21 protein-coding genes are annotated in these 25,744 nt (G+C 37.1%); 11 read left to right on the forward strand and 10 right to left on the reverse strand.

From position 1 onward, the window contains the following. The first annotated feature begins 21 nt into the window (after positions 1-21). Positions 22-1,881 carry a tRNA uridine-5-carboxymethylaminomethyl(34) synthesis enzyme MnmG gene (mnmG, locus tag ABD676_RS13490; protein ID WP_344675246.1) on the forward strand — a complete coding sequence of 620 codons (1,860 nt, stop codon included), beginning with the start codon at positions 22-24 and terminating at the stop codon, positions 1,879-1,881. Between the two features lie 167 nt (positions 1,882-2,048). Continuing rightward, positions 2,049-3,638 carry an Ig-like domain-containing domain gene (locus ABD676_RS13495; protein WP_344675247.1) on the forward strand — a complete coding sequence of 530 codons (1,590 nt, stop codon included), beginning with the start codon at positions 2,049-2,051 and terminating at the stop codon, positions 3,636-3,638. An 8-nt stretch (positions 3,639-3,646) separates the two neighbouring features. On the opposite strand, the gene ABD676_RS13500 is transcribed toward ABD676_RS13495, so the two are convergent. Next, positions 3,647-4,165 carry a gamma carbonic anhydrase family protein gene (locus ABD676_RS13500; RefSeq protein WP_344675248.1) on the reverse strand — a complete coding sequence of 173 codons (519 nt, stop codon included), beginning with the start codon at positions 4,163-4,165 and terminating at the stop codon, positions 3,647-3,649. Between the two features lie 19 nt (positions 4,166-4,184). Further along, complete coding sequence (gene nadB, locus ABD676_RS13505; RefSeq protein WP_344675498.1) at positions 4,185-5,777, reverse strand: L-aspartate oxidase; 1,593 nt, start codon at positions 5,775-5,777, stop codon at positions 4,185-4,187. 488 nt (positions 5,778-6,265) lie between these two features. Between nadB and nadA the strand changes: the two genes are divergently transcribed. Next, entirely contained in the window at positions 6,266-7,264 is a 999-nt protein-coding gene (gene nadA, locus ABD676_RS13510) for a quinolinate synthase NadA (protein WP_344675249.1), read from the forward strand. An 8-nt stretch (positions 7,265-7,272) separates the two neighbouring features. Continuing rightward, a complete protein-coding gene (gene thiL / locus ABD676_RS13515) occupies positions 7,273-8,319 on the forward strand; it encodes a thiamine-phosphate kinase (RefSeq protein ID WP_344675250.1) in 1,047 nt (348 codons plus the stop codon). 650 nt (positions 8,320-8,969) lie between these two features. Here the strand turns inward: thiL and ABD676_RS13520 are convergent. Continuing rightward, positions 8,970-10,577 carry an acyl-CoA carboxylase subunit beta gene (locus tag ABD676_RS13520; protein WP_344675251.1) on the reverse strand — a complete coding sequence of 536 codons (1,608 nt, stop codon included), beginning with the start codon at positions 10,575-10,577 and terminating at the stop codon, positions 8,970-8,972. Between the two features lie 133 nt (positions 10,578-10,710). Here ABD676_RS13520 and ABD676_RS13525 point away from each other — a divergent pair, with 133 nt between their 5' ends. The 3 genes from ABD676_RS13525 to ABD676_RS13535 are packed head-to-tail and all read left to right on the forward strand — an operon-like array spanning position 10,711 to position 13,445. Then, the gene (locus ABD676_RS13525; RefSeq protein WP_344675252.1) at positions 10,711-11,859 is read left to right on the forward strand and encodes an acyl-CoA dehydrogenase family protein; all 1,149 of its coding nucleotides are present in this window, start codon (positions 10,711-10,713) and stop codon (positions 11,857-11,859) included. Further along, the gene (locus tag ABD676_RS13530; RefSeq protein WP_344675253.1) at positions 11,852-12,706 is read left to right on the forward strand and encodes a beta/alpha barrel domain-containing protein; all 855 of its coding nucleotides are present in this window, start codon (positions 11,852-11,854) and stop codon (positions 12,704-12,706) included. Before ABD676_RS13525 ends, ABD676_RS13530 begins: the two co-directional genes overlap by 8 nt. Then, complete coding sequence (locus ABD676_RS13535; protein ID WP_344675254.1) at positions 12,693-13,445, forward strand: enoyl-CoA hydratase-related protein; 753 nt, start codon at positions 12,693-12,695, stop codon at positions 13,443-13,445. The genes ABD676_RS13530 and ABD676_RS13535 overlap by 14 nt, the downstream gene beginning before the upstream one ends. On the opposite strand, the gene ABD676_RS13540 is transcribed toward ABD676_RS13535, so the two are convergent. Then, positions 13,442-14,191: a segregation and condensation protein A gene (locus tag ABD676_RS13540; RefSeq protein WP_344675255.1), complete on the reverse strand. Its 750-nt coding sequence runs from the start codon at positions 14,189-14,191 to the stop codon at positions 13,442-13,444. The genes ABD676_RS13535 and ABD676_RS13540 overlap by 4 nt on opposite strands. A gap of 151 nt (positions 14,192-14,342) precedes the next feature. Here ABD676_RS13540 and dxs point away from each other — a divergent pair, with 151 nt between their 5' ends. Then, positions 14,343-16,271 (forward strand): 1-deoxy-D-xylulose-5-phosphate synthase, encoded by a 1,929-nt coding sequence (gene dxs, locus ABD676_RS13545; RefSeq protein WP_344675256.1) that lies wholly within the window; start codon positions 14,343-14,345, stop codon positions 16,269-16,271. A 353-nt stretch (positions 16,272-16,624) separates the two neighbouring features. Then, a complete protein-coding gene (gene dnaA / locus ABD676_RS13550) occupies positions 16,625-18,052 on the forward strand; it encodes a chromosomal replication initiator protein DnaA (protein WP_344675257.1) in 1,428 nt (475 codons plus the stop codon). A 466-nt stretch (positions 18,053-18,518) separates the two neighbouring features. On the opposite strand, the gene ABD676_RS13555 is transcribed toward dnaA, so the two are convergent. From ABD676_RS13555 to ABD676_RS13580, 6 genes are all read right to left on the reverse strand, one after another. Next, complete coding sequence (locus ABD676_RS13555; RefSeq protein ID WP_344675258.1) at positions 18,519-18,965, reverse strand: hypothetical protein; 447 nt, start codon at positions 18,963-18,965, stop codon at positions 18,519-18,521. Positions 18,966-19,293: 328 nt separating this feature from the next. Then, positions 19,294-19,674 carry a hypothetical protein gene (locus ABD676_RS13560; protein ID WP_344675259.1) on the reverse strand — a complete coding sequence of 127 codons (381 nt, stop codon included), beginning with the start codon at positions 19,672-19,674 and terminating at the stop codon, positions 19,294-19,296. An 81-nt stretch (positions 19,675-19,755) separates the two neighbouring features. Then, positions 19,756-20,781, reverse strand: coding sequence for a tetraacyldisaccharide 4'-kinase (lpxK, locus tag ABD676_RS13565; RefSeq protein WP_344675260.1), 1,026 nt, complete (start codon positions 20,779-20,781; stop codon positions 19,756-19,758). 2 nt (positions 20,782-20,783) lie between these two features. Continuing rightward, positions 20,784-21,236, reverse strand: a complete 453-nt coding sequence (locus tag ABD676_RS13570) for a gliding motility lipoprotein GldH (protein ID WP_344675261.1) — start codon at positions 21,234-21,236, stop codon at positions 20,784-20,786. 21 nt (positions 21,237-21,257) lie between these two features. Beyond that, complete coding sequence (locus ABD676_RS13575; RefSeq protein WP_344675262.1) at positions 21,258-22,628, reverse strand: PSP1 domain-containing protein; 1,371 nt, start codon at positions 22,626-22,628, stop codon at positions 21,258-21,260. 12 nt (positions 22,629-22,640) lie between these two features. Beyond that, the gene (locus ABD676_RS13580) at positions 22,641-23,783 is read right to left on the reverse strand and encodes a DNA polymerase III subunit (protein ID WP_344675263.1); all 1,143 of its coding nucleotides are present in this window, start codon (positions 23,781-23,783) and stop codon (positions 22,641-22,643) included. Between the two features lie 128 nt (positions 23,784-23,911). Here ABD676_RS13580 and dnaN point away from each other — a divergent pair, with 128 nt between their 5' ends. After that, complete coding sequence (gene dnaN / locus ABD676_RS13585) at positions 23,912-25,033, forward strand: DNA polymerase III subunit beta (protein WP_344675264.1); 1,122 nt, start codon at positions 23,912-23,914, stop codon at positions 25,031-25,033. Positions 25,034-25,044: 11 nt separating this feature from the next. Then, the gene (locus tag ABD676_RS13590) at positions 25,045-25,701 is read left to right on the forward strand and encodes a DedA family protein (protein ID WP_344675265.1); all 657 of its coding nucleotides are present in this window, start codon (positions 25,045-25,047) and stop codon (positions 25,699-25,701) included. Positions 25,702-25,744 lie beyond the last annotated feature (43 nt).

Consider the following 25,744-nt stretch of genomic DNA (forward strand, 5'->3'; position numbering starts at 1 on the left):
GTGAAACTTTGAAAATACCATATGTTTAAAAAGTATAATGTAATAGTAGTTGGGGCTGGCCATGCGGGCTGTGAAGCAGCAGCGGCAGCAGCAAACCTAGGATCTTCGGTCCTTCTCATCACCATGAACATGGGTGTGATCGCACAGATGAGTTGCAACCCTGCTATCGGTGGTGTAGCGAAAGGCCAGATCGTCCGTGAAATCGATGCGATGGGTGGATACACCGGAATCATTGCTGATAAGTCAACCATACAATTCCGTATGTTGAACCTATCCAAAGGTCCAGCCATGTGGAGCCCAAGAACACAAAACGACCGTATGCGTTTTGCAGAAGAATGGCGTTGGCAATTGGAATCCATACCTAATTTAGATATGTGGCAAGATACCGTCAAGGAAGTAATTGTAGAGGGTGATAAAGCTTGTGGTGTTATAACTTCTATGGGAATCCGAATAGAATCTGATGCCGTAGTATTAACCAATGGTACCTTCTTAAATGGTATTATCCACGTCGGTGAAAAGAAATTCGGTGGTGGCCGTACAGGAGAAAAAGCAGCAACTGGATTAACCGAACAATTGGTTTCACTTGGATTTGAATCCGGACGTATGAAAACCGGAACTCCTCCACGTGTGGATGGAAGAAGTCTAAACTATAGCCTCATGGAAGAACAATGGGGCGATGAAAATAAAGGAAGATTCTCTTATACTAATGTAGAAATCCCAACAGAACAACGTTGCTGTTGGATTACCTATACCAACCCAGAAGTTCATGAAATCCTTAAAACAGGATTCGAGAAATCTCCTATGTTCACCGGAAGAATCAAAGGATTAGGTCCGAGATATTGTCCATCCATAGAAGATAAAATCAACCGTTTCGCAGAACGTGAAAGGCATCAAATATTCGTAGAACCTGAAGGATTCCGTACCGTTGAAATTTATGTAAATGGATTTTCAACTTCCCTACCAGAGGATGTACAATTAAAAGCATTGCAATTAATACCAGGTTTTGAAAATGCCAAAATGTACAGACCGGGATATGCCATCGAATACGACTACTTCCCTCCTATGCAGTTGGATTTAACCTTAGAAACTTTAAGTGTGAAACACCTTTTCTTTGCAGGACAAATTAATGGTACTACAGGATATGAAGAGGCAGCAGCACAAGGATTCGTAGCAGGTATCAATGCACATCAAAGAATAAATGATGAACATGAATTGATCTTAAAAAGATCAGAATCTTATATAGGTGTTTTAATCGATGACCTAGTAACCAAAGGTACTGAAGAACCATATCGTATGTTCACCTCCAGGGCTGAACATAGATTATTATTAAGACAAGATAATGCCGACATCCGCCTTACCCCTATTGCACATAAATTAGGGTTGGTATCCGATGAACGTTTGCAAATCGTAAATGATAAGATTAAGAATTCAGATCATATTGTAGACTACTTAAAAAATAATTCTGTCACAGCAGATAATATGAATCGCGTGCTAGACGAAAAAGGCTCTAGTCAAATATCACAAAAATCTAGACTTTTCAATATACTTAGTAGACCACAAATCGAAATGTCAGATATCCGTCGAGCAGATGAGAATCTTTCAAACTACCTATCTCAATTTGATGCCGAAACCATTGAACAGGCTGAAATAAAAGTTAAGTATGACAGCTACTTTGAAAAAGAAATGGAAATTGTGAACAAGATGAAAAAGATGGAAGACAAAGAAATCAATCCTGACTTTGATTATAATTCATTAACTTCACTATCTATTGAAGCACGTCAGAAACTATTAAAAGTAAAACCTAGAACATTAGGTCAAGCTTCACGTATTTCTGGTGTTTCGCCTGCAGATATCAGTGTTTTAATGGTACACATGAGTTAACACACTGATAATCAATAATATAAACAAAATAAATACAGTATTAAAATAAAGCGATTTAAGACATTATTTTAATTTTTATGACTTACGACTCCAAAAAAGATAATATTTCCTCAAATCGTCTAAAAACAGGCTTAATTCAAAAGATACTGTTTTTAGGCTTTATTTTAATGATTAGTCTGAGTTTTATGCAATGTGCGAACATGCAAAGACCAACCGGAGGCCCAAAAGATTCTATTCCTCCAAAATTATTAAATGAATCTCCGGCTAACCTGACTAAAAATTTCAAAGCGAAAGAAATCGTCTTGACTTTTGACGAATATATAAAATTAGCAAGTTGGCAACGTGAGTTTAATCTTTCGCCAGATGCTGCTACTTCCATTCAACCCAAAATAAAAAAGAAGAATTTAATAATTACACTTCCTGATTCGTTAGAGGAAAACACAACCTATACCATCAATTTTGGAAAGGGTTTGGTAGACTACAATGAAGGAAATCCAATTCAGAATTATACTTATGTATTCTCAACCGGACCTGAATTAGATTCTTTAACTATTGAAGGATCGGTATTGAATGGTTATACAAAAGAATTTGACTTAAATAAGGATAAAGAAGTAATAGCAATATTAATTCCAACGGCTAAAGATTCCATTTTTGGAAAGAAAAAAGCTTCTTACTACACAGCTGTAGATTCATCTGGAAATTTTAAGTTTAAAAACTTAAGAGAGGATACCTACCGAGTATATGCCATTAAAGATTTAAATAACGATAAGATCTATAATATTAATGAAGAATGGATAGGCTTTCAATCCGATAGTATTAACCTAACTCAGAATGTATTTGGAATAAAATTAGAATATACTAAAGGTATTCCATTGATTTATAGAAATTTAGAAAAGAAAGTCAATAATGATGGTGCCATGTTATTAACCTTCAATAGAAGTTTAAATAATCCAACGGTTAAAATCATGGAACCTAGCAATCTGGATCAGAATAAGATTGTGAGATTAAACCCAACAACGGATACTATCAAAGTTTATACTGCAACAATGGATTATGATTCCGTGAAACTTCAGTTATCAGAAAACAATCAAGTAATAGATACTATTGAATTCCGAAAAGCTAGGGGAATTAAAGTAGATAAGAACATTGTTCCAAAATTCAACATTAGCAATAAAGTTGATCGCGTGAAACATATTGAATTAACCTCCTCCTACCCTATCGCATCGGTGGATAAGAATAAAATTATTCTAACAGAAGACTCTGTATCCAGAAGAAATTTCCAATTACAACAAGATTCTGTCGATAAGGAAATGTACCATATACGATTCAATTGGAGACCCAATAAAAATTACGAATTGGTATTGCAGGAAAAAGCCATATTGGGACTATTCGATGAATTCAATAAAGAAAGTAAACTAGCTTTTACCTTAAATGAAGCAGATAATTATGGCGATATCAACCTTAATTTTACAGGTTTGGATTCAGCCATGAACTATATCGTTGAATTAATAGACGAAAAGAAAGAGAATATCTTCAATGTCCAAACTTTGCCGGCAAATCGCCAATTGGCGTATTTGAAATTCCCAGGAGGTAAGTATTCTTTGAGAATAATAGAAGATGCCAATAAAAATGGTAAATGGGATCCAGGTGATGTTTACAAAGGTAAACAAGCCGAACGACTATGGTATTTAGATCGAACCTTTACCATTCGTGCCAACTGGGAGCAAAATGAAACCATTGAAGTGGATTTCAAATAAAAGAAATATTATTCTCCCTCTTTAAACCAGGAAGAATACAACACATAATTATGCGGTAATTTCTGCAATAAATTAAGCTGCTCCTCGCTGAGCGGCTTAATTTTTTTAGCCGGTACTCCAGCATATAAATAGCCACCTTCACAATGCGTATTTTCTAATACCACAGCTCCAGCAGCAATAATTACATTCGATTCAATTATCGCTTTATCCATCACAATAGCTCCCATACCTATCAATACATGGTCATGTATCACACAACCATGTACTATCGCATTATGACCAATATTGACATAATTACCTATATCTGTTCCATTTTTCTGATAAGTACCATGAATGGTTACATTATCTTGAATATTGGAATAATCTCCAACCTTGATATAATTCACATCTCCACGTACCACCGCATTGAACCAGATGGAACAATGAGCACCAATTTGCACATCTCCAACAAGGGTACAATTAGGCGCTATAAAGGTATCTTCGCCAATTTGAGGGTATTTATCTAATACAGGTAATATAGTCGCCATAATCGCTTAAAAATATATTTTAAAGAACAGTATCTTCCAAGTAGCTAGCATGTTGTGGATAATCCGTAGTATAATGCAAGCCTCGTGACTCTTTTCGATGCATAGCCGATTTAACCACCAAATAAGCAACTTGAATTACATTTCTTAGCTCACATAACTTAACAGACAATTTTGTACCCTTATAAAAGGCTTCTGTCTCTTCATGTAATAAACCCAATCTACGCATTGCTCTTTCCAAACGAAAATCAGAACGTACAATACCCACATAATCACTCATCAATTTTTGTGTTTCACGTAAATTGTGGGTTACCAAGATATCCTCATTACTTAGTTGCGTATTGGACTCATCCCAAGAAGGAATATGATCTTGAAAATCAATTGCACCAACCATTTTACTTGCATCCTCAAAAATACGATGTGCATAAACTGCTGCTTCTAATAAAGAATTGGAAGCCAAACGATTAGCACCATGAAGACCCGTAGAAGAACATTCTCCACAGGCATATAAATTTTGAATGCTAGTCGCACCGTATTCATCCACCATTATTCCACCACATAAATAATGTGCTGCAGGTGTTACAGGAATTAGATCCTTGGTCATATCCAAACCAATGGACATACACTTTTCATAAATGTTAGGAAAATGTGATAAAATATCTGCTTTGGAACGATGTCTAATATCCAAGTAAACATAATCCAATCCGGATTTTTTCATCTCTGCATCGATAGCACGAGCCACAATATCCCGAGGAGCTAAAGAACCGCGTTCATCATATTCCTCCATGAAGGATTCCCCATTAACACGTTTCAAAATTCCACCAAAACCCCGTACAGCTTCAGAAATAAGAAATGCAGGATATTCTTTAGGGTTATATAATGCTGTTGGATGAAATTGAATAAATTCCATATTCCTCACTTTTCCTTTTGCCCGATAAACCATAGCAATTCCATCGCCAGTAGCGATGGTAGGATTGGTCGTAGTAGAATACACATGACCAGCTCCACCTGTTGCCATCAAAGTCACCTTTGATAATATCTTTTCCACATCCTTCGTAAGGGTATTAAAGGCATATATGCCATAACAAGTGATATCGTCAGAACGTTTATCCACATGTTTTCCCAAATGATGTGGAGTAATCAGATCAACGGCAAAATAATGTGTTAATATTTCAATATTAGGATCTGCATGAATACGCTCCAATAAAGCACGTTCAATCTCATAACCAGTAATATCCTTATAATGTAAGATACGGTGCATAGAATGTCCACCCTCACGTGCAAGATCATATTCACCGGAATCCTCTCTGTCAAAGGAAGTTCCATAAGAAATTAACTCAGCAATACGTGCGGGACCTTCTTTTACCACGTTTTCCACAACGTGTGTATCACACAAACCATCTCCTGCTATTAATGTATCTTCAATATGTTTTTCAAAGCTATCGGTTTCATCCGTGACAACGGCAACACCACCCTGAGCATATTTCGTATTTGACTCATCCTCATTAGCTTTCGTTACAATAAGCACCTTTCCGACCTTAGCGGCTTTTAAGGCAAAACTCAATCCAGCAATACCGGAACCAACAACCAAAAAATCTACTTTTCTATCCACAATTTCTGTTTAAGTTGAAATAAACTTGTTTCATTAAATGAATCAACAAATTAACAAAATATGTGCAAAACATGTAGATAACTCGTGGAATAAAATTGAAAACTTGTCCATAATTCACAATCCCATCTATTTCCACACATTTATTACCAAAATATTAAGAGAAAATGACCACAATATTAACAACTCACCAACAAAATTCAATGAACATTAAAATATGGAAAAAATAAAAGCGAAAAAATAATAGTGCTGAAAATCAATCATTAACTATTTCAAGACTGTGGATAACTTGTGAATAAACAGATAATATCCACTAAAAAAAATAAAATCAGTTAGATTTATCCCCATTATTAACACACTAACAAACAATAAGAATCTTCTTTAATAAATAATATTATTGTTTATTGAAAAAAAGGAATGTGGATTTCGTTTCATTTTCTTTGATTACTTTTGTGTTCTCGATCAATCAAATTATATCAATAATCGAAGACCAGATGAATACTACTTTTGAACATGACTTGGAAGCGAAGGGCTATATCGATGTTGCGATAGATCCTAACCTTGATTTGGTGGAAGAAATCAATAGGCTGAAGAAGGAAAAGAATGCGGTAATCCTAGCACACTATTACCAAGAGTCTGAAATTCAGGATCTTGCTGATTATATCGGCGATAGTTTAGGCTTATCTCAACAGGCTGCAAAAACGGATGCTGATGTGATTGTTTTTGCTGGAGTACACTTCATGGCCGAAACAGCCAAGATCTTATCACCGAGCAAAAAGGTCTTACTTCCGGATTTAAAAGCCGGCTGTTCCCTATCTGACAGCTGTCCTCCGCACCTATTTGCCAAATTCAAAGAAAAGTATCCAGACCATTTGGTCATCACTTATGTGAACTGTACGGCAGAACTGAAAGCCCTATCGGATATCGTTTGTACTTCCAGTAATGCGGTTCAAATTGTGGAAAGTCTACCAGCAGATCAAAAGATTATTTTTGGTCCTGATCGTAACTTGGGTGATTATGTCAAGAAAAAGACAGGTCGGGATTTAGTGTTATGGAATGGTGCTTGTATGGTTCATGAAATATTCTCTCAAGAACGTATTGATGCACTTCGTGCAGAACATCCAGATGCTAAATTCATTGCTCACCCAGAATGTGAGGAACATATCCTAGCGCAAGCAGACTACATCGGTTCCACCTCCGGTATGTTGAAATTTACCATTGAGGACCCTGCAGATACATTTATCGTGGCTACGGAATCAGGAATTTTGCATCAAATGCAAAAAGCAAGTCCTGCAAAGACTTTTATCCCTGCTCCGCCAAATAACATGTGTGCTTGTAACGATTGTCCGCACATGAAATTAAATACCCTAGAAAAACTTTATAACTGCCTTTACTACGAAAGTCCGGAAATTATCCTTTCGGAAGATATTATTCAACGCGCACAAAAACCTATTGAACGCATGTTGGAAATCTCTGCAAAATTATGCTTATAAAATCGTATATGTTTGATAATAAAGATAAAACAAACCTGAATGAACTGGGTGAATTTGGATTAATTGAATATCTAACAAAACAGGTAGAATTGACCCAAAAGAGTTCGGTTAAAGGAATTGGAGATGATGCTGCAGTATTGGATTTTTCCAATTATAAAACATTAATATCCACTGATTTACTTCTAGAAAATGTACATTTTGACCTACGCTATGTACCTTTAAAACACTTAGGTTACAAAGCGATACAGGTCAATTTAAGTGATATTTATGCCATGAATGGAATGGCTTCACAAGTGACCATTTCCATTGGATTATCTTCTAAATTTCCATTGGAAGCTGTAGAAGAAATTTACGAAGGTGCACTGATTGCCTGTAAAAAATACGGCGTCGATTTAATCGGTGGTGATACTTCAGCTTCAACACAAGGTTTAGTGATTTCTGTAACCAGTATTGGCTATGCAGAAACCGATAAGATTGCTTATCGATCTGCCGCCAAAGAAGGTGATTTAATCTGTGTTTCCGGTGATTTAGGTGGTGCTTATGTGGGACTACAATTATTGGAAAGAGAAAAACAGATTTTCTTGGAAAACCCTAATATACAGCCAGATCTGGAAGGAAAGGATTATATTGTAGAAAGACAATTGAAACCCGAAGCTCGTAAGGATATTGTTGAATTATTAGCCGCATTGGAAATTCAACCACATGCTATGATCGATGTATCTGATGGTCTTGCATCAGAGATACTGCATATCTGTAAGGCTTCTAACGTAGGTTGTAAGCTCTATGAGGAGAAAATACCTATTGACCCAATGACTTATGAGACTGCAAGAGAATTTGGCTTAGATCCAACCGTATGTGCTCTGAGCGGAGGAGAAGATTATGAACTTCTATTTACCATACCTCAGGACGATTATGACAAGGTTAAAGGTCAATTGGATATATCCGTCATCGGACATATAACGGAAGCCTCTGCGGGCTATCAAATGATCTCTAAATCGGGTAATGTACATGACATCAAAGCCCAAGGTTGGAACGCCTTCAAATCCGAAGAATAAAATCGAGTAAGTATTAGAGGATAGCTTAAGCTAGCTCTCGATTCACCATATTTTATCTTATCAAGAGCCTAGTCAATAAAAAGGATTAGGCTCTTTTTATTGATAACTAAATGATTCAATTTGTTATTCTCTAAGTTTTAAGTATTTGAATTATTTAACTGCTAATAGTTCTAATTAGTTGAATGGCGGGCGATGCATGCATCGCCCCTACAAACAATCGTGATTTTATAGTTCCTAAGGACCATAACTGTAGGGTCGAAGCATGCTTCGACCGTTATCAAAAATTCAATAAATTCTTTCCCAACAATAGGTCTAAAATCTGGTGTCTTTTGTCTGTCGTCTCATATCTCTCAAAAGGGTTTTCTTCGCTACTTATTCGGATCTCCTTCGGAACTTGTTCGGAACTCCTTCGGATCTCGTTCGGTTAGAAGCGAACGAGATCCGAAGAAGATCCTTATCAGATCCCTAGAAATTCCTTTAGAGTAACGAAGCAAACTGAAGGCTGATTGCTGCCAAATACCTACTTCATTGCAAGGAAATATTTATAGGTTTATATCTGTGGTAAAATACTGTGAAATAAAAAAAGGTTCCTCGTGGAACCCTTTAAAAATTGGTATATTTTTTAGTTTTTATTGAATGCAATTTAGTGTTTAAACCTGGATCACCCCAACATTATAGGTTCCAATATTTGGGTTATGCGTGGCTGCTTCAATTCCCATGGAGATTATTTTTCGGGTTTCAGCAGGATCAATCACACCATCTACCCAAAGTCTGGATGCAGCATAATAAGGACTTAATTGAGTATTGTACTTTTCTTCGATATCCTTAAGCAGTTTATTCTTCTCTTCTTCTGTCAGAGTAACTTGTTTAGATTTTAGAGCTGCTTCCTGAATTTGTAATAATGTTTTACCAGCAGAAGCTCCACTCATCACTGCTATTTTCGCTGTTGGCCAAGCGTAGATTAACCGAGGGTCATAGGCTTTCCCACACATGGCATAGTTACCAGCACCATAGCTATTTCCGATCATAAAAGTAAATTTTGGAACAACAGAATTGGCCATAGCATTCACCATCTTAGCGCCATCCTTGATGATTCCACCATGTTCTGATCTGGAACCTACCATAAATCCGGTGATATCCTGGAAGAATACCAAAGGTATTTTCTGTTGATTGCAGTTCATGATAAATCGAGCTGCCTTATCCGCCGAATCAGAATAGATGACACCACCCATTTGCATTTCGGTGGAGTTTCCTGGCTTTTTAGCCTTGACTACTTCACGTTGATTGGCAACAATTCCTACAGCCCATCCATCAACACGAGCTAAAGCACAGATTAAGGTCTTACCATAATCCTTTTTATATTCCTCCAGACTGTCCTTATCTACTATTGCCTTCAATATTTCCAGCATGTTATAGGGTTTCAGTCTGTCTTCTGGCATATACTCGTAAATTTTTTCTACAGGATATTCCGGTGCTATTGGCTCTGATCTTGAAAATTTAAATTTTGGGTTTTCACCAAACTTGTCGACGATATTGCGAATGGCTTCTAAACAAGCCTCGTCATTCGGATATTTATTATCAGTCACACCTGATATTTCTGAATGTGTAGCAGCTCCCCCTAATGTCTCATTATCAATTACTTCACCTATTGAAGATTTGACAAGATAAGAACCTGCCAAGAAAACAGATCCTGTACCTTCAACGATTAAAGCATAATCTGACATAATGGGTAAGTAGGCACCACCAGCAACGCAAGAGCCCATAATGGCTGCTATCTGCGGAATGCCCATGGATGATATTTTAGCATTGTTACGAAATATTCTTCCGAAATGTTCTTTATCAGGAAAAATCTCATCCTGCATAGGTAGGTATACCCCTGCAGAATCCACCAAATAAACGATAGGTAAGTGATTTTCCATCGCTATTTCCTGTGCTCTTAAGTTTTTCTTACAAGTCATTGGAAACCAAGCACCTGCTTTTACTGTGGCATCATTGGATACGACGATACATAATCTCCCCTTTACATATCCCATTACCACGACGACACCAGCATTTGGACATCCGCCATGCTCCGTATATTGTCCATCAGCGGCAAATATTCCGATTTCCAAATAAGGTTTATCCTCATCCAGAAGAAAGGCTATCCTTTCCCAAGCAGACATTTTACCCTTTTCTTTTTGTTTTTGGATCTTATCTAATCCGCCACCTAAAACCAGGTCTTCGTGTTTTCTTCGAAGTTCATCTAGAAGCTGTTGCATTTTTTTGTTATTGTGTAAAATTTACTGGTCTATATTGTTAATTTATTATAAATATCATAAAATATAATTTGTTTTTTATAATATTTGTATAAAATAAATTATACCCAAATATAAACTTAACTAAAATAATATTATGTATTACGTTGATTCTGACGAACAATTAGCATTAGTAAAGGAGAGTGCACGAAATTTCGCCACAAATTATATCAAACCCTTCGTGATGGAATGGGATGAGGCACAAATTTTCCCTATCGATGTATTTAAAAAACTTGGTGAACATGGTTTCATGGGTATCATCGTTCCTGAGCAATACGGTGGTTCAGGATTGAGTTACCAAGAGTATATCACCATTTTGGATGAAATATCCAAGGTTTGTGGTTCAATCGGTTTGTCGGTTGCTGCCCATAATTCTTTATGTACAAATCATATTTTAAGCTTTGCTAACGAAGAGCAAAAGAAAAAATACTTACCTAAATTAGCTTCTGGCGAATGGATCGGTGCTTGGGGTTTGACAGAACCAGGCTCAGGATCGGATGCTGGTGGTATGAATACCGTTGCTGTTGCGGATGGTGACTATTATGTTTTGAATGGCGATAAGACTTTCATTACTCATGCTATTTCTGGTGATGTGGCAGTTGTCATGGCACGTACTGGTGAAAAAGGTGATAAAAAAGGAATTTCTGCTTTTATCGTGGAAAAAGGTACTCCGGGGTTCTCTGCAGGTGCTAAAATGGATAAATTAGGTATGCGTGCATCTGAAACAGGAAGTTTATTCTTTGAAGATTGCCGTATTCATAAAGATCAATTGATTGGAGAAATCGGTGATGGATTTGTTCAAGCGTTGAAATTATTAGATGGAGGTCGTATTTCCATTGCTGCTTTATCCTTAGGTATTGCGCGCGGTGCTTATGAATGTGCTTTAAAATACGCAAATGAGCGAGAGCAATTTAATACCAAGATTTTTGATTTTCAAGCAGTTGGATTTACATTAGCTGATATGGCGACTAAAATCAATGCTTCTGAATTATTGATCCGTCAGGCAGGATATTTGAAGGATAATGGTAAGAAAGTAACCAAAGAAGGAGCTATGGCGAAGCTTTATGCTTCAGAAACTGCTGTTGAAGTATCAAACGAAGGCGTTCAGATCCTAGGTGGATATGGATTTACCAAGGATTTTCCAGCAGAAAAATATTTTAGAGATGCGAAGCTATGTACCATTGGTGAAGGAACAAGTTCCATTCAACGTATGGTCATTGCTCGAGAAATTAAAAAAGATGTTTGAGCATAGATCAATTAGTTTGGTAGATTGTCCGCGTGATGCCATACAAGGCATGAAACAGCAGATTCCTACCCATAAAAAAATAAATTACATCAACAGCTTATTGGAAAGTAAGCTGTTTGATTGTATTGATTTTGGAAGTTTGGTTTCACCAAAGGCAGTGCCTCAGATGAGTGATACCAAAGCCGTATTGGAGGGATTGAACCCCTCTGATGTCAAGTTATTGGCTATTATTGCTAATTTGAAGGGTGCAGAAATAGGTGCTGAATTACCTCGAATTGATTATTTGGGTTATCCGTTTTCTATTTCAGAGACTTTTCAGATGAAAAATACCCATAGCAATGTACATCAAGCCTTTGACACTGTTCGTAGCATACAAGACCTATTAGCTGCCAAAGGTGAGCAAGAATTGGTGATCTATATTTCTATGGCATTTGGTAATCCTTATGGCGATGAATGGAATATGGACCTGGTGCTGGATTGGATAAACCAGTTAAAACATGCGGGGGTTAGCAACTTTTCTATTGCAGACACCACTGCTGAGGCGAGTCCGGATGATGTTCGAAATATGTTTCGTAATCTGACTGAAGAGTTCCCTGAAATACCTTTTAGTGCACATTTACATTCGCAGATTGAAACTGCCTTATTAAAAATTGATGCGGCTTTTGAGGCTGGATGTAGACGTTTTGAAGGCGCAATACTGGGATATGGTGGTTGTCCATTTGCCAAAGATGAATTGGTAGGGAATATTCCTTCGGAATTATTGATTGATCGCTTCAACAAAGGTACTTTTGAACAAGCAGCGAAATTGATGCAGGATTTTCAAATACTGATTAATGATGAATTATAATTTTATTTCTACACATAAAGCAGGCCATGCCTTCTACCTTACATTGGATAGAGAAGCAAAGCGTAATGCCTTTACCCCTACTACAGTCAATGAAGTTGCTCATGCGCTTCAGCAAGCGCAGGATGATGATGAGGTAAAACTGTTGGTATTGCAAGCTAATGGACCTGTATTTTGTGCTGGAATGGACTTAAAGACTTATCAAGATCCTAGCCTAGATACCATTAATCCGCAAATAGAATCGAAGGCAATTTCTCTAGGTGAGGTTTTCGATCAGTTTAATAAACCTTCTGTAGCTATTTTGGACGGTGATGTGATTGCTGGTGGATTCCTGTATATCCTAGGTTGTAACTACGTCTTGGCTAAAAAGGAGGTGAATTTTAGACTTCCTGAGGTTTCCTTAGGCATATTTCCATTTCAGGTAATGGCAAGTATGCTGCGTGTGATGTCCGAAAAGAAGGTTTTACAATTGTGTATGGATCCATCTGCCTTTGGTGTGGAGAAAGCAATTGAACTGGGATTAGTGGATGGAGTAAAATCAGATGCAGAAATAGATGAATTTATAGCATCCTTCGCAGACAAGTCTGTATTTGCTTTAGAAGCGGGAATAGAAGCGATTAAGGCTATTCGAAATCTAGGTTCAAAGGATCAATATGCTTATTTGTTAAGTCGCTTAGGCGCTTTAAAAGACCGTACAGAAGTAAAAGATCAGATTAAAGCGGAATTGAGGAACAAGTCTTAAGAAACTCTTTTTTCAATCCAGAAATTATTATAGCCCAGACCTACTTGAATATCCAATAGTTTCTGTTGCAGCATTTCAAGTACGGCTAAGAAATTGTAAACAAATTGTACTTTGTTTTCCGAATTCTTGGATAAGGCATTAAAGTCCAATGTATTGTTGATTTCTATTAATTCAGCAATAGCTTTCTTTTGCTGTTCAATGGTATAAGGGTATTTCACTACGGTATGTTTTACCTCTTGAACCCGATGCGTATAATGATACATTAAACGCTCATATACCAACATTAACTTATATAAGTCAAAGGAAGAAAGCTCCTCTTCTATACTACGAACATTGGTATTGGCTAATTTTAAATCAAAGGCTGTATTACCACGTTCATATAATTTTCCACGGTTTTCTTCTAACACTTTCAGCTCTTCGCATACTTCTTTGAACTGTTTATACAGCAATAATTTTTGAACTAATTCCTTTTTAAGGTCGATTTCATTTTCGTTTTCATCCAAATCAGGTCTTGGGAGAAGCATTTTGGCTTTAATCCGCATAAGTGTGGATGCTACGAAAATGAATTCTGATGCAAGTTCTATGTTTAAAGACTGCATGTGCTGGATGTAGGCTAAGAAATCATCTGTAATCTTGGAGATAGGAATATCATGAATATTCAATTCATCTCTTTCGATGAAGAAGAGTAATAAATCGAAGGGACCTTCGAATTGTTCTAATTTTATTTCGTAGTTTGTATTATCCATGGGATGGGTTCAAAAATAAGGATTTTGAGGGATATTACATGGAGTTATAAGACATTAAAGCAAAACAATTGCTTTGATAAAATTGTATATATATTCCATAGTTAAAAGAATAAATTGTTACTTTGTAACTTATTTTGAAAATTTTCACGTTATGCAGGTAGAAGCAGGACCGCTATTACAGAAAATTGAGTATCCGGAAGATTTAAGGCACTTAAAGGAATCGGAGCTTGAGGAAGTATGTAAGGAATTACGGCAATATATCATAGATATGGTTTCTGTGAATGGTGGGCATTTTGCGGCAAGTCTGGGTGTTGTAGAACTGACAGTTGCCTTGCATTATGCACTTCAAACACCTTATGATCAGATTATATTTGATGTAGGACACCAAGCATATGGGCATAAAATATTGACAGGAAGAAGAGACGTCTTTCATACGAATCGTATAATAGGCGGTATTTCTGGATTTCCGAAGCGTGGTGAGAGTGAATACGATGCTTTTGGCGTTGGGCACTCCTCTACTTCCATTTCAGCAGCCTTAGGTATGGCTGTTGCTTCCGCTTATAAGGGGGAGACCGATCGTCAACATGTGGCCATTATTGGAGACGGTGCCCTGACTGGGGGGATGGCCTTCGAGGCCTTGAACCATGCAGGTATTGAAAAATCTAATTTATTGGTTATTCTGAATGACAACTGTATGTCCATCGACCCGAACGTAGGGGCGATGAAAGAATACCTAACGAGTATTACCACTTCGAAGTCATACAATCGTTTTAGAGACGATTTAATAGCTGTACTGGCTAAGATATCCAAAAAGGGACCAAATGCTTATGGATGGGCTAAAAAGCTTGAACAGAGCATCAAAGGAACCTTATTAAAGAATGCTAATCTATTTGAATCCTTAAACTTTCGATATTTCGGTCCGGTTGATGGTCACGATGTGAATAAATTAGTAAAGACTATTGAGGATTTAAAGCATATCAATGGTCCTAAGTTATTACATGTTGTTACGGTCAAAGGTAAGGGGTATGCGCTTGCTGAAAAGGATCAGACGAAATGGCATGCACCAGGTTTGTTTGATAAAATAACCGGAGAAATAAAGAAATCAGTAAGTGATAAACCTCAACCACCAAAATACCAAGATGTTTTTGGACATAGCTTGGTAGAATTGGCAGAGGCGAATGACAAGATTATGGGGATTACCCCTGCAATGCCTTCGGGTTCATCGATGAATATCATGATGAAAGCGATGCCTGATCGTGCATTTGATGTGGGTATTGCAGAACAGCATGCAGTTACATTCAGTGCCGGACTGGCTGCTCAAGGCATGGTTCCATTTTGTAATATCTATTCTTCTTTTATGCAAAGGGCATACGATCAGGTAATACATGATGTAGCCTTACAGAATCTAAATGTTGTTTTCTGTTTAGACCGTGCCGGATTGGTAGGTGCCGATGGACCAACACACCATGGTGCTTATGATATTGCCTATATGCGTTGTGTTCCGAATATGGTTGTTTCTTCTCCAATGAATGAAGAAGAGCTTCGTAATTTGATGTACACGGCACAATTAAAAGACAAGGGACCTTTCACCATTCGATATCCAAGAGGAAATGGTGTTATGCCAGATTGGAAGTTACCATTCAAAGAAATTCCAGTTGGAAAGGGGCGCAAGTTGGCAGACGGTGAAGAGATTGCCATATTAAGTTTTGGAAGCATTGGTAATGAAGCTTGCAAGGCGATTCGTAAGTTACGTGAGGATGGAATTCATCCAGCGCATTATGATTTACGATTTGCTAAGCCCTTAGATCAAGAGCTGTTACATGAGGTATTCAAGAAGTATAGTAAAGTGATCACGGTAGAAGATGGGTGTCTTCCAGGTGGGATAGGTTCAGCGATTTTGGAGTTCATGGTAGACAATAATTACCATGCGCAAGTCGTTAGATTAGGGATCCCTGATGAGATTGTTGAACATGGAGAGCAAGCGGAGTTGTGGCATATCTGTGGATATGATGCGGCGGGGATCGAATTACAAGTTCGAAAGCTTACAAAAGGAATTAAGACAGAAAGTTTGGTAGGATAATTGCTTGTCTATAAGCGGTTATTCTGAAAATGATAAAATTCTTTAAAGGAGGCCAATCGGCCTCCTTTTTACTTATAAAAGTTTTCCACATTTATTAACAGTAACTTCAAATTTGCTTTAAAAAAAGTTTAAAATTGGAAGTTTGATTGCTTATGTTAATAAAATATATTTGCTTTATTTTTTACGTTGGAAAATGCTAAAAAACACACCTAAACCACTGTAATACAATGATATTTGGTTTTTTTGATTTTTTAATTTTTTAGCTCAAAATTTTTTGTCATATTCGTTGTAGGCAAAAGTTATGAACAGGATTTTTGTCAAATATTGGTTATCAAGTTATTAACAAAATAAGAATGGAAAAAACGTGTACAAGTGTTTGGGAAAACTGTCTTTCAGTGATAAAAGATAATATTCCAACGCAAAGTTTTAAAACATGGTTCGAGCCCGTTAAAGCTGTACGTCTTGAAGGAAACGTTTTAACTATTCAAGTGCCGAGTTTGTTTTTCTACGAGTGGTTGGAAGAACACTATGTCGGTATTCTACGAAAAACAGTTAAAAAGTTTTTGGGAGAGCAAGGTCGTCTGGAATATAATATTGTTGTAGAGAAATCTTCTGCGAATACACCATATACGACGAACATGCCTTCCAATGGAAATGGTGCTGAGGGGAAAAAACAATCTATTCCTATTCCGGTTGCAATCAACAAAGATTTCAAGAATCCTTTTGTGTTTCCTGGTCTTAAGAAAATGCAGGTTGATCCGCAGTTGAATCAAAACTATACTTTCGATAATTTTATTGAAGGAGAATGTAATCGCCTAGCTCGTTCTGCAGGATTTGCAGTGGCAAATAAACCTGGGGGTACTTCATTTAACCCATTAATGGTTTACGGTGATGTCGGTTTAGGAAAAACGCACTTAGCGCAGGCAATTGGAAATGAAATAAAACGTAATCTACCTGATAAATTGGTTATCTATGTTTCTTGTGAGAAGTTCTGTCAACAATTTGTTGACTCCTTAAAGAACAATACCATTAATGATTTCGTGAATTTCTACCAAGCTATGGATGTGATCATCATGGATGATGTTCATAACTTTGCCGGAAAAGAGCGTACGCAGGATATTTTCTTCCACATCTTCAACCATTTACACCAAACCGGAAAACAGATTATTCTAACATCAGATAAACCGCCAAAGGATTTATCTGGATTAGAGGAGAGACTATTAAGCCGCTTCAAATGGGGGCTTTCAGCAGATATTCAAGTCCCTGATTTAGAGACAAGAATGGCTATTCTGAAGAAAAAAATGTATTCTGACGGTATTGAGTTACCGGAAAATGTTGTGGAATACGTTGCGAATCAGATTGACAACAGTGTTCGTGAGCTTGAAGGCGCAATGGTGTCCTTACTTGCCCAATCTACACTGAACAAAAGAGAGATTGATTTAAACTTAGCGAAGTCGATGTTGAAAAACTTTGTGAAAAACACACACAAAGAGATATCGATGGAATATATTCAAAAATTGGTCTGTGAATACTTCGAAGTACCAGTAGAAATGGTAAAATCGAAGATTCGTAAGCGCGAGATTGTTCAAGCTAGACAGATATCGATGTACTTGGCAAAAAACCACACCAAGTCATCATTGAAAAGCATTGGAAACTTCTTCGGTGGCCGAGATCACTCCACCGTAATCTATGCCTGTCAAACTGTTGAAGACCTTATCGAAACCGATAAGAAATTCAAAACATATGTTCAGGATATCCAAAAGAAATTAAAAGCTTCTTAATAGAGGTTTTAAGGTTTACCAAAAAGGGGATGATTGCTTGCAGTCATCCCCTTTTTGATGGGGGTGGGTTGAGATATTATTAATTATTGAGCGGGCGATACATGCATCGTCCCTCCAAATAATGGGGAATTTGTGGTTAAGAATACCCGTAGATTTAGGGTCAAAGTATGTTTCGACCGCTGTCCAATATTAATATCTAATAAATTTACTGTTGTTGATTAGCAAAGTTTGAGGTTCTTTCGGCAAGCCTCAAGATGACACGGTCTTGGGGGTATATAGAAGAGACTCTTCGCTTTGCTCTGAGTTGGAAATGGTAAATTGTTTATCCCGACATAGGTCTAAGTTTACTCAATAAAACATAGCGATCTAATATCTAATAGCGAAGCGGTCTTCTCTTACTAATACAAAAAAAAGAGGCTTCCCTATTGGAAAGCCTCTTTTTCTATGAAACATGAATAATTGTTAATTATTTCACAGGAGATTCTTCTTGTTGTTGTTCTTCCTGTTGTTGCTCTTGTTCTGGATGAGCTGGTTGTTCCTCTTTTACTGGCTCAACTGCTGGTTCTTCACCTTTTTTCTTAGCTGCACGTTCTTCAACGATTTTTGCATATAGAGGTTTTTGCTCATCAGTCAAAACTTCACTTACTTTTTTGTCTAAGTCAGCATTAAGCGCTTCGATTTGAGTTGCTTTAGCTTCTTCTGCTTGAGTAGTGTCTGCTTTAAGCGCTAATTTTGCTTTTTTGTGCTCTAGTACAATATTATATACTGTAGCTTGTTGCTCTTCTGTCAAATTCAATTGAGTTGTCCACTCAGTTACAGTTTGCTTTGCTTTCTCTTCTGGATTTACATCCTGTGCAAAGGTTAGAGTTAATGAAAATAATACTGCGGATACTGCTAAAAATAACTTTTTCATGATTTTAAATGTTTTAGTTTTACTTCTAATTATTTACTCCGTTTTTGTACAATAATAACAGCCAAACAGTACCCTTTATTGTATGAATGTATCAGGTTTGTTACTTTTTAACGTTTCTTAACAATTAAATCTTTACTCTTATTACGCACTTATTTATAGTAAATATGCGTTTAATTGTCATTAAACCTTGTTTTAGATTAAAAAAGCGGCTAATTGTGTAAATGTTGATTTTATTTTCCATGTTACACAATAGAATGGTTTTGAGGATAGGGTATAACAAAAAGCCTCCGTATGGAGGCTTAGCATTTTTGTTTTTAATAGCAAGTGATTAGTTTTTCTGTCTTCTTTGTCCACGTTCAGGAGTTCGCTTACTCATTTCTTCGTATTTAACCTTCTGCTCGTCGGTAAGGATGGATTTAATTTTTGTCTGTTGTTCTTGACGCAAAGTTTTCATTTTTTCCATCTTAGCTTCTCTGCTTTCTTTCTCGTCTTGGAAAATGGCTTGTTGTTTTACTGCGCTAGCTTGGTTCCATTTTAAAATAGAATCTTTTTGTGCCGGGCTAAGCTTTAATTCTTGATCTAAGCGTTCAACCATACGCTTCGCCATTTCTTCTGGATTACGAGTTCCCTCACGTTGTGGACGATCTTGTGCATTACTAAATGTTACAACTGCACATAGTATAGCAGCTGATAAAATCAATTTTTTCATATCCTATCAATTTTAATTGTTAGTATAAATTTGATAAAATAAATCCGTAACTATTTACTATTTAGTGGTTTTTAACCTCTGTTAAGGTTCATTAACAATGTTTTCTATCAATTCGAGAAATGAAGCTTCCTGATCGATTGCTATATCAATGGGGATATAGTATAACGGTATATTGCCGAGCTGGGTTAAGTCAATACGCTGAGCGTCTTTTTCCGTTGTCAGGATGATTTTGTTTTCTGATGGTATGTTGTTGTACTGCTCTTTAATCTTTTTGTAGTCTAAGAGCTTAAAATCATGGTGATCGGGGAATCTAATATGCTCTAGCTTATTAAACTTGTTTTGTACATATTTAATTAGTGGACTTGGATTGGCAATGCCTGTCAGCAATAATACATCCGTTGTTTCTAATTGAGGATTATCTTTTTGGTGGGTTCTAAGGTTAATTAGATCTAGGTAGGTGATCTTAGAATAGTAAACCGGCGCTTGATTATATTTACGAAGCTTCTTTAATATAAGTTGTTTTTTATCTTCAGGAATAAGGTCCGGGCATTTGCTGATTAGAAAACAATCAGCACGTTTGGTCTGATTAAAGGTGTCTCTAAAGTTTCCGGTTGGTAATAATACAATGGGATTAATTATGGATTGGTAATCAAAAACCAAAATATTGCATTTGGCCTTGATTTTTCGATGCTGGTAAGCATCATCTAATAAGATGAGATTATGATCTTGTTGTAGAATTTCAATACCTTCTGCCCTATTTTCATCAACAGCAACCGCTATTTCCGGATAATTTTTCTTGAATTGTAGGGGTTCATCACCAACAAGCTCTGTGGTATCAGTGGTTTGAACTAAACGGAATCCTTTTGTTTTTCTTCCATATCCACGACTCAATGTCGCCACCTGGTATCTATCTTTAAAGTATCCGATTAATTTTTGAGTAAGAGGACTTTTACCGGCACCTCCGATTGCGAGATTACCTATGACAATACTGGCTACAGGAAATTCTTTGGATTTAAAAATAGCCAGGTCATACAATTTGTTGCGAAGCCAAATTATACAGGTATAAAGGATGGTAAAAGGAAATAATAACCACCTTAATAATTGCATAGCTATCTTTTTAAGATTTTAATTCCTACGTCATTTATACCACGTAGCGGGTTTTCTGTCATATTCTGCTCCAGGGAAAATACATATTTACCGGTATCTGGGAAGCTTAAGCCTTCTTTTAGAAGCTTTGTTTGTTCATAGAGATTACCTGCTGACCTTCCGATCCAACGTCCATCAGATTCAGCAAGATTGAATTCATAGCGAGTTGTTTTTTCACCTATACCAGGACCTTTCTCATGTAAAAAGAAATAAATATTGGAATAAGGGTAATAGGCCGTATGGCGTAGATTGACAAAAACATCATATTGGGCATTCTTATTTTGCACATCTACTTCATAAACGGGCTTAAAATCGTAATCCCAACTAAGGTTGGGAATTACGGTATTTCTTTCAAAGAATGCTCCTTCTTGGCAAGAGCCAAGAAAAAGAATACAAATAGCAAATAAAATCAGCATTCTCATAGCCAATTATACATTTTAACCTTCAGAGTTACCCTCTTGGTTTCTGTTGTTATTTGGTTTTCTATTGCGATTATTCGGTCTTCTACGCTGTTGTTTTTTAGCGGCATCCTCATTGTTCTCCGAACCTTCGTTAGCAGCTTTTTGATTATTCTGCTTTGCCTGGTTGTTCTCTGGTCTTGGCCTTGGACGGTTCTCCAGAGGAGTACGTTGTTGAGCCTGAGGATTGTCAGAAGGTCCTTTCTTCTTTGGTTTTTTCTTTTTCTTTCTGCGGTTTTTGTCATCCAAACGAGTTAAAGAATCTTGCCCAACCACATTTTCATAGTCAGGTATAGCTACTTTAGGCTCCTCATTTTTCTCTGGACTGACTAGATCTTGAACCTTTTTACCCTGAGAATTAATTTCAGCGAACTCTTTCACCTTGCTAGCAGGAAGTGGAATCCAACTTTCTGCGTGAGGATAAGAGAACCACATGGTTTTCTTAAAGATATCTGTTTTTTGCAGGTAAGCAAAGCCAGATTGGGTTTCAATGCGATCGATATGATTAGGAATATCCTTTAAAGCATCCATATAGCTATCCAATTCATAGTTCAGACAGCATTTTAACTTACCGCATTGTCCAGCAAGTTTAAGGGTGTTTAAAGAAAGATTTTGATATCGAGCTGCAGAGGTAGATACCGTTTTGAAGTCGGTTAACCAGGTAGAGCAACAAAGCTCACGACCACAAGAGCCTATACCACCTAGTCGGCTAGCTTCCTGACGCATCCCAATTTGGCGCATTTCAATACGAATACGAAATGCTTCTGCCATTCTCTTGATCAGCTCACGGAAATCCACACGTCCTTCTGCGGTATAGTAAAAGGTAGCTTTGGTCTTATCGCCTTGATAATCCACATCCGAGATCTTCATGGATAAACCTAACTCCAATGCCAAATTACGAGCACGGTGCATGGTCTCCCATTCCAGATCCTTTGCGATATTGTATTTAGCAACATCATTCTCATTTACCTTCCGATAGATCTTCTTGACCACATCTTCCGGTTTTACGTTGTTCTTCTTTAACTGTAATCTTACCAATTCACCTGTTAAGGACACATGTCCGATGTCGTATCCACCAGTATTGGGTTCTACGGCGACCATCTCGCCCATTTCCAGGTATATATTGTCTGTATTTACAAAGAATTCTTTTCTAGATCCTTTAAAACGAACTTCAACAATATCAAAAGGTTTATAGTTAGAAGGCAAGTCCATGTCGACTAGCCAATCGTAAATATCCAATTTATTACATCCGCTGGTCATACAAGTGCCGTTGTTATTACAACCTGCTGGCACTGTACCAAGGGTGCTACTACCGCAACCCCCACCGGATGAGCAACTGCCACATCCCATATTTTATGTAAATTATATATATTGAGTCCCCTGAGGGAACGTATTGTATTTAAATAATAAAACTAACTGCAAAGATAAATCTAAAAATAATATTTTAGGATTTGCATTTCTTTCTACAGAATAATGTGTTTTTTCTAATAGATCAATGGCTGTTTCCAGCTTCTCGAGTGTCGTTATTTCGCTAAACTTCTGTACAAACTCCAATTCGGAATCCTTTAAAAAGACTAGATTCGGCATTCCTTGGTTCAAAAGCACAATTTGTCTTAGGATATTGATGCTATAGACTAAGAATAGTTTTTGATTCTCCCGACCCAGCTTACTAAGCTCCTCCTCACAGATTTGTATGATGTTTAAGCCCGAATCCGTGACGATAAACCTTAGCCAACGAATCAACAGGTCAAAGTTAGTGTTTGCTTCTTCCTCCAATTGGGTTAATGCCGATTGGATATTTCCATCTGCTATAAAAGCAATCTCATTGGCTCGGTTGGGTTCAATCTGCTTATCCTGAATTAAAAATTGCTTTAATTCTTCATAGGACAGCTTATTGACTTTTACCAATTGCGTTCTAGAGATGATGGTATTTAATATTTTGTCTTGATTTTCAGCGACCAAAAGAAACAATGTTTTCTCTGGTGGTTCCTCAATCAGTTTTAATAAAGCATTTCCTTGTGTATCCAAATACTCCGGCAGCCACATGATCAAGACTTTGTATTCAGCCTCAAAGGCTTTTAAACTTAACTTCTTGATAATAGAATGGGCTTCAGCAATATTGATGTTCGCCTGCTTATTTTCTGCTTCTAACTGTTCTCTCCAAAAGCTTAAACTCATATACGGATTGGAAAGAAAGGCATTACGCCAATTTTCTATGTAGGTATTTGAAGTTTCATTCTTATCCTTTGCAAAGAATGGATAGGAGAAGTGCAAGTCTGGGTGAATAAGCTTTTCGTACTTGATACATGAGGCACATTGTCCACAGCTGTCGTTATCTTGTTTGTACTCACAATTTATAAATTGTGCATAGGCAATTGCAAGCGCTAAACTTCCAGAACCTTCAGGGCCTAAAAACAATTGGGCATGGCTCACGCGATTCTCTCGAACCGTGGCAATTAGTTGTTGCTTGAGTGCTTCATGACCTATTATTCTGTTAAACTGCATAGCTGTTGCCACAAATGTACAAATTTTAACCCTTTGCTTTTTAAGAAATGCCTTAGAACTCGAATTTGAATTATAATTATTTAGATTCTTTTCTGTATTATTGCATATAAAAATCTATCAATACAGAAATGAGATTTATTGTATCCACCTCTATTCTACTTAAACAATTACAAGCTATCAGTGGGGCTTCCAGTTCCAGCACCGTATTGCCTATTCTAGAAAACTTCTTGTTTGAAATCAAAGACAATATCCTTACGATTTCTGCTACCGATTTGCAGACCAGTATGGTTACTAATCTTCAGATCGAAGCCAAAGAAGAAGGCCGTGTTGCTATGCCTTCAAAGATCTTAATCGAAACTTTGAAAACATTACCTGATCAGCCAGTAGCCTTTTCCGTAGACACAAACACCTTAGCAATTGAGATTTCTGCAGGTGATGGTAAATACAAATTGAGTGGTGAGAATGCAGATGATTTCCCGAAGATCCCTGTTGTAGATAATATTTCTACCGTAAATATTTCTGCTTCTACCCTATTGGAGGCGATCAATAAAACCATTTTTGCAGTAAGTAATGATGAACTTCGACCTGCTATGTCGGGTGTATTGGTTCAATTGGCTGAGCAGTCAGCTACTTTTGTAGCAACGGATGCACACAAATTAGTTCGCTATCGCCGTACAGATGTGTCTGCTGAGAAACCGACATCATTAATCTTACCTAAGAAAGCTTTATCACTATTAAAATCATCCCTTCCATCGGATGATGTTAATGTATCTATAGAATATAACAATACCAATGCATTCTTTCAGTTTGGAAACATCAACTTAATCTGTCGTTTGATCGACGAGCGTTATCCAGACTACGAAGCTGTTATTCCTCGTTTAAATCCGAACAAATTAACAGTTGACCGTTCCTTGTTTTTAAACACCCTGCGTCGTGTAGTAATTTTTGCTAATAAGACGACTCACCAGGTTCGTTTAAAGATCAATGGTAGTGAACTACACATTTCTGCTGAAGATTTAGACTTCTCAAATGAGGCTCATGAACGTTTGAGCTGCCAATTTGAAGGTGAAGACATGGAGATCGGTTTCAACGCAAAGTTCTTAGTAGAGATGTTGAACAACTTATCATGCGAAGAAGTGGTATTGGAAATGAGCACACCTAATCGTGCCGGACTATTGGTACCAGCTATTAAAGAAGAGCATGAAGACATCTTAATGTTAGTGATGCCTGTAATGTTGAACAATATCTAAAACGCCCTACTTTGGACTTTATTTACGCGATTATTGACTTTATTCTCCACATTGATGACCATCTGGTGGAGATAGTAAACAATTATCAGACTTGGACTTACTTAATTCTATTTCTGATAATTTTTGCCGAAACTGGATTAGTAGTTACCCCATTCCTTCCTGGTGATTCTTTGTTATTTGCTACTGGCGCTATTATAGCAAAGCCAGAAACAGACCTTAACGTTTTTGTAATGTGGGTTCTGTTAATGGTAGCCGGTATTTTAGGTGATATGGTGAATTACCATATTGGGAAGTATTTTGGTCCAAAAGCATTTAGTGGAAAGTATAAATTCCTGAAAAAGGAATACCTGGAGAAAACAGAGAAATTCTATGAGAAGTATGGTGGCAAAACTATCATTTATGCTCGTTTTGTTCCAATTATAAGAACTTTTGCTCCTTTTGTGGCGGGCGTTGGTTCTATGTCATACGGTAAATTTGCATCTTATAACGTAATTGGAGCTATCCTTTGGGTTACTTCCTTCCTGTTTATAGGTTATTTCTTCGGAGGTCTACCAGTGATTAAAGACAATTTCACCATTGTCATCTTTGCGATTATATTCTTATCCTTACTCCCTCCAATAATTGAAGTAGTAAAGGAAAAATACGGTAAAAAGAAGGAAGTTCAATAGGACTTCCTTTTTTTTGTGCCACTTGAAAAAGCCTTGGTGCAAT

This window comes from Sphingobacterium kyonggiense, from assembly GCF_039536825.1.
GTDB classification, from domain to species: Bacteria; Bacteroidota; Bacteroidia; order Sphingobacteriales; family Sphingobacteriaceae; genus Sphingobacterium; species Sphingobacterium kyonggiense.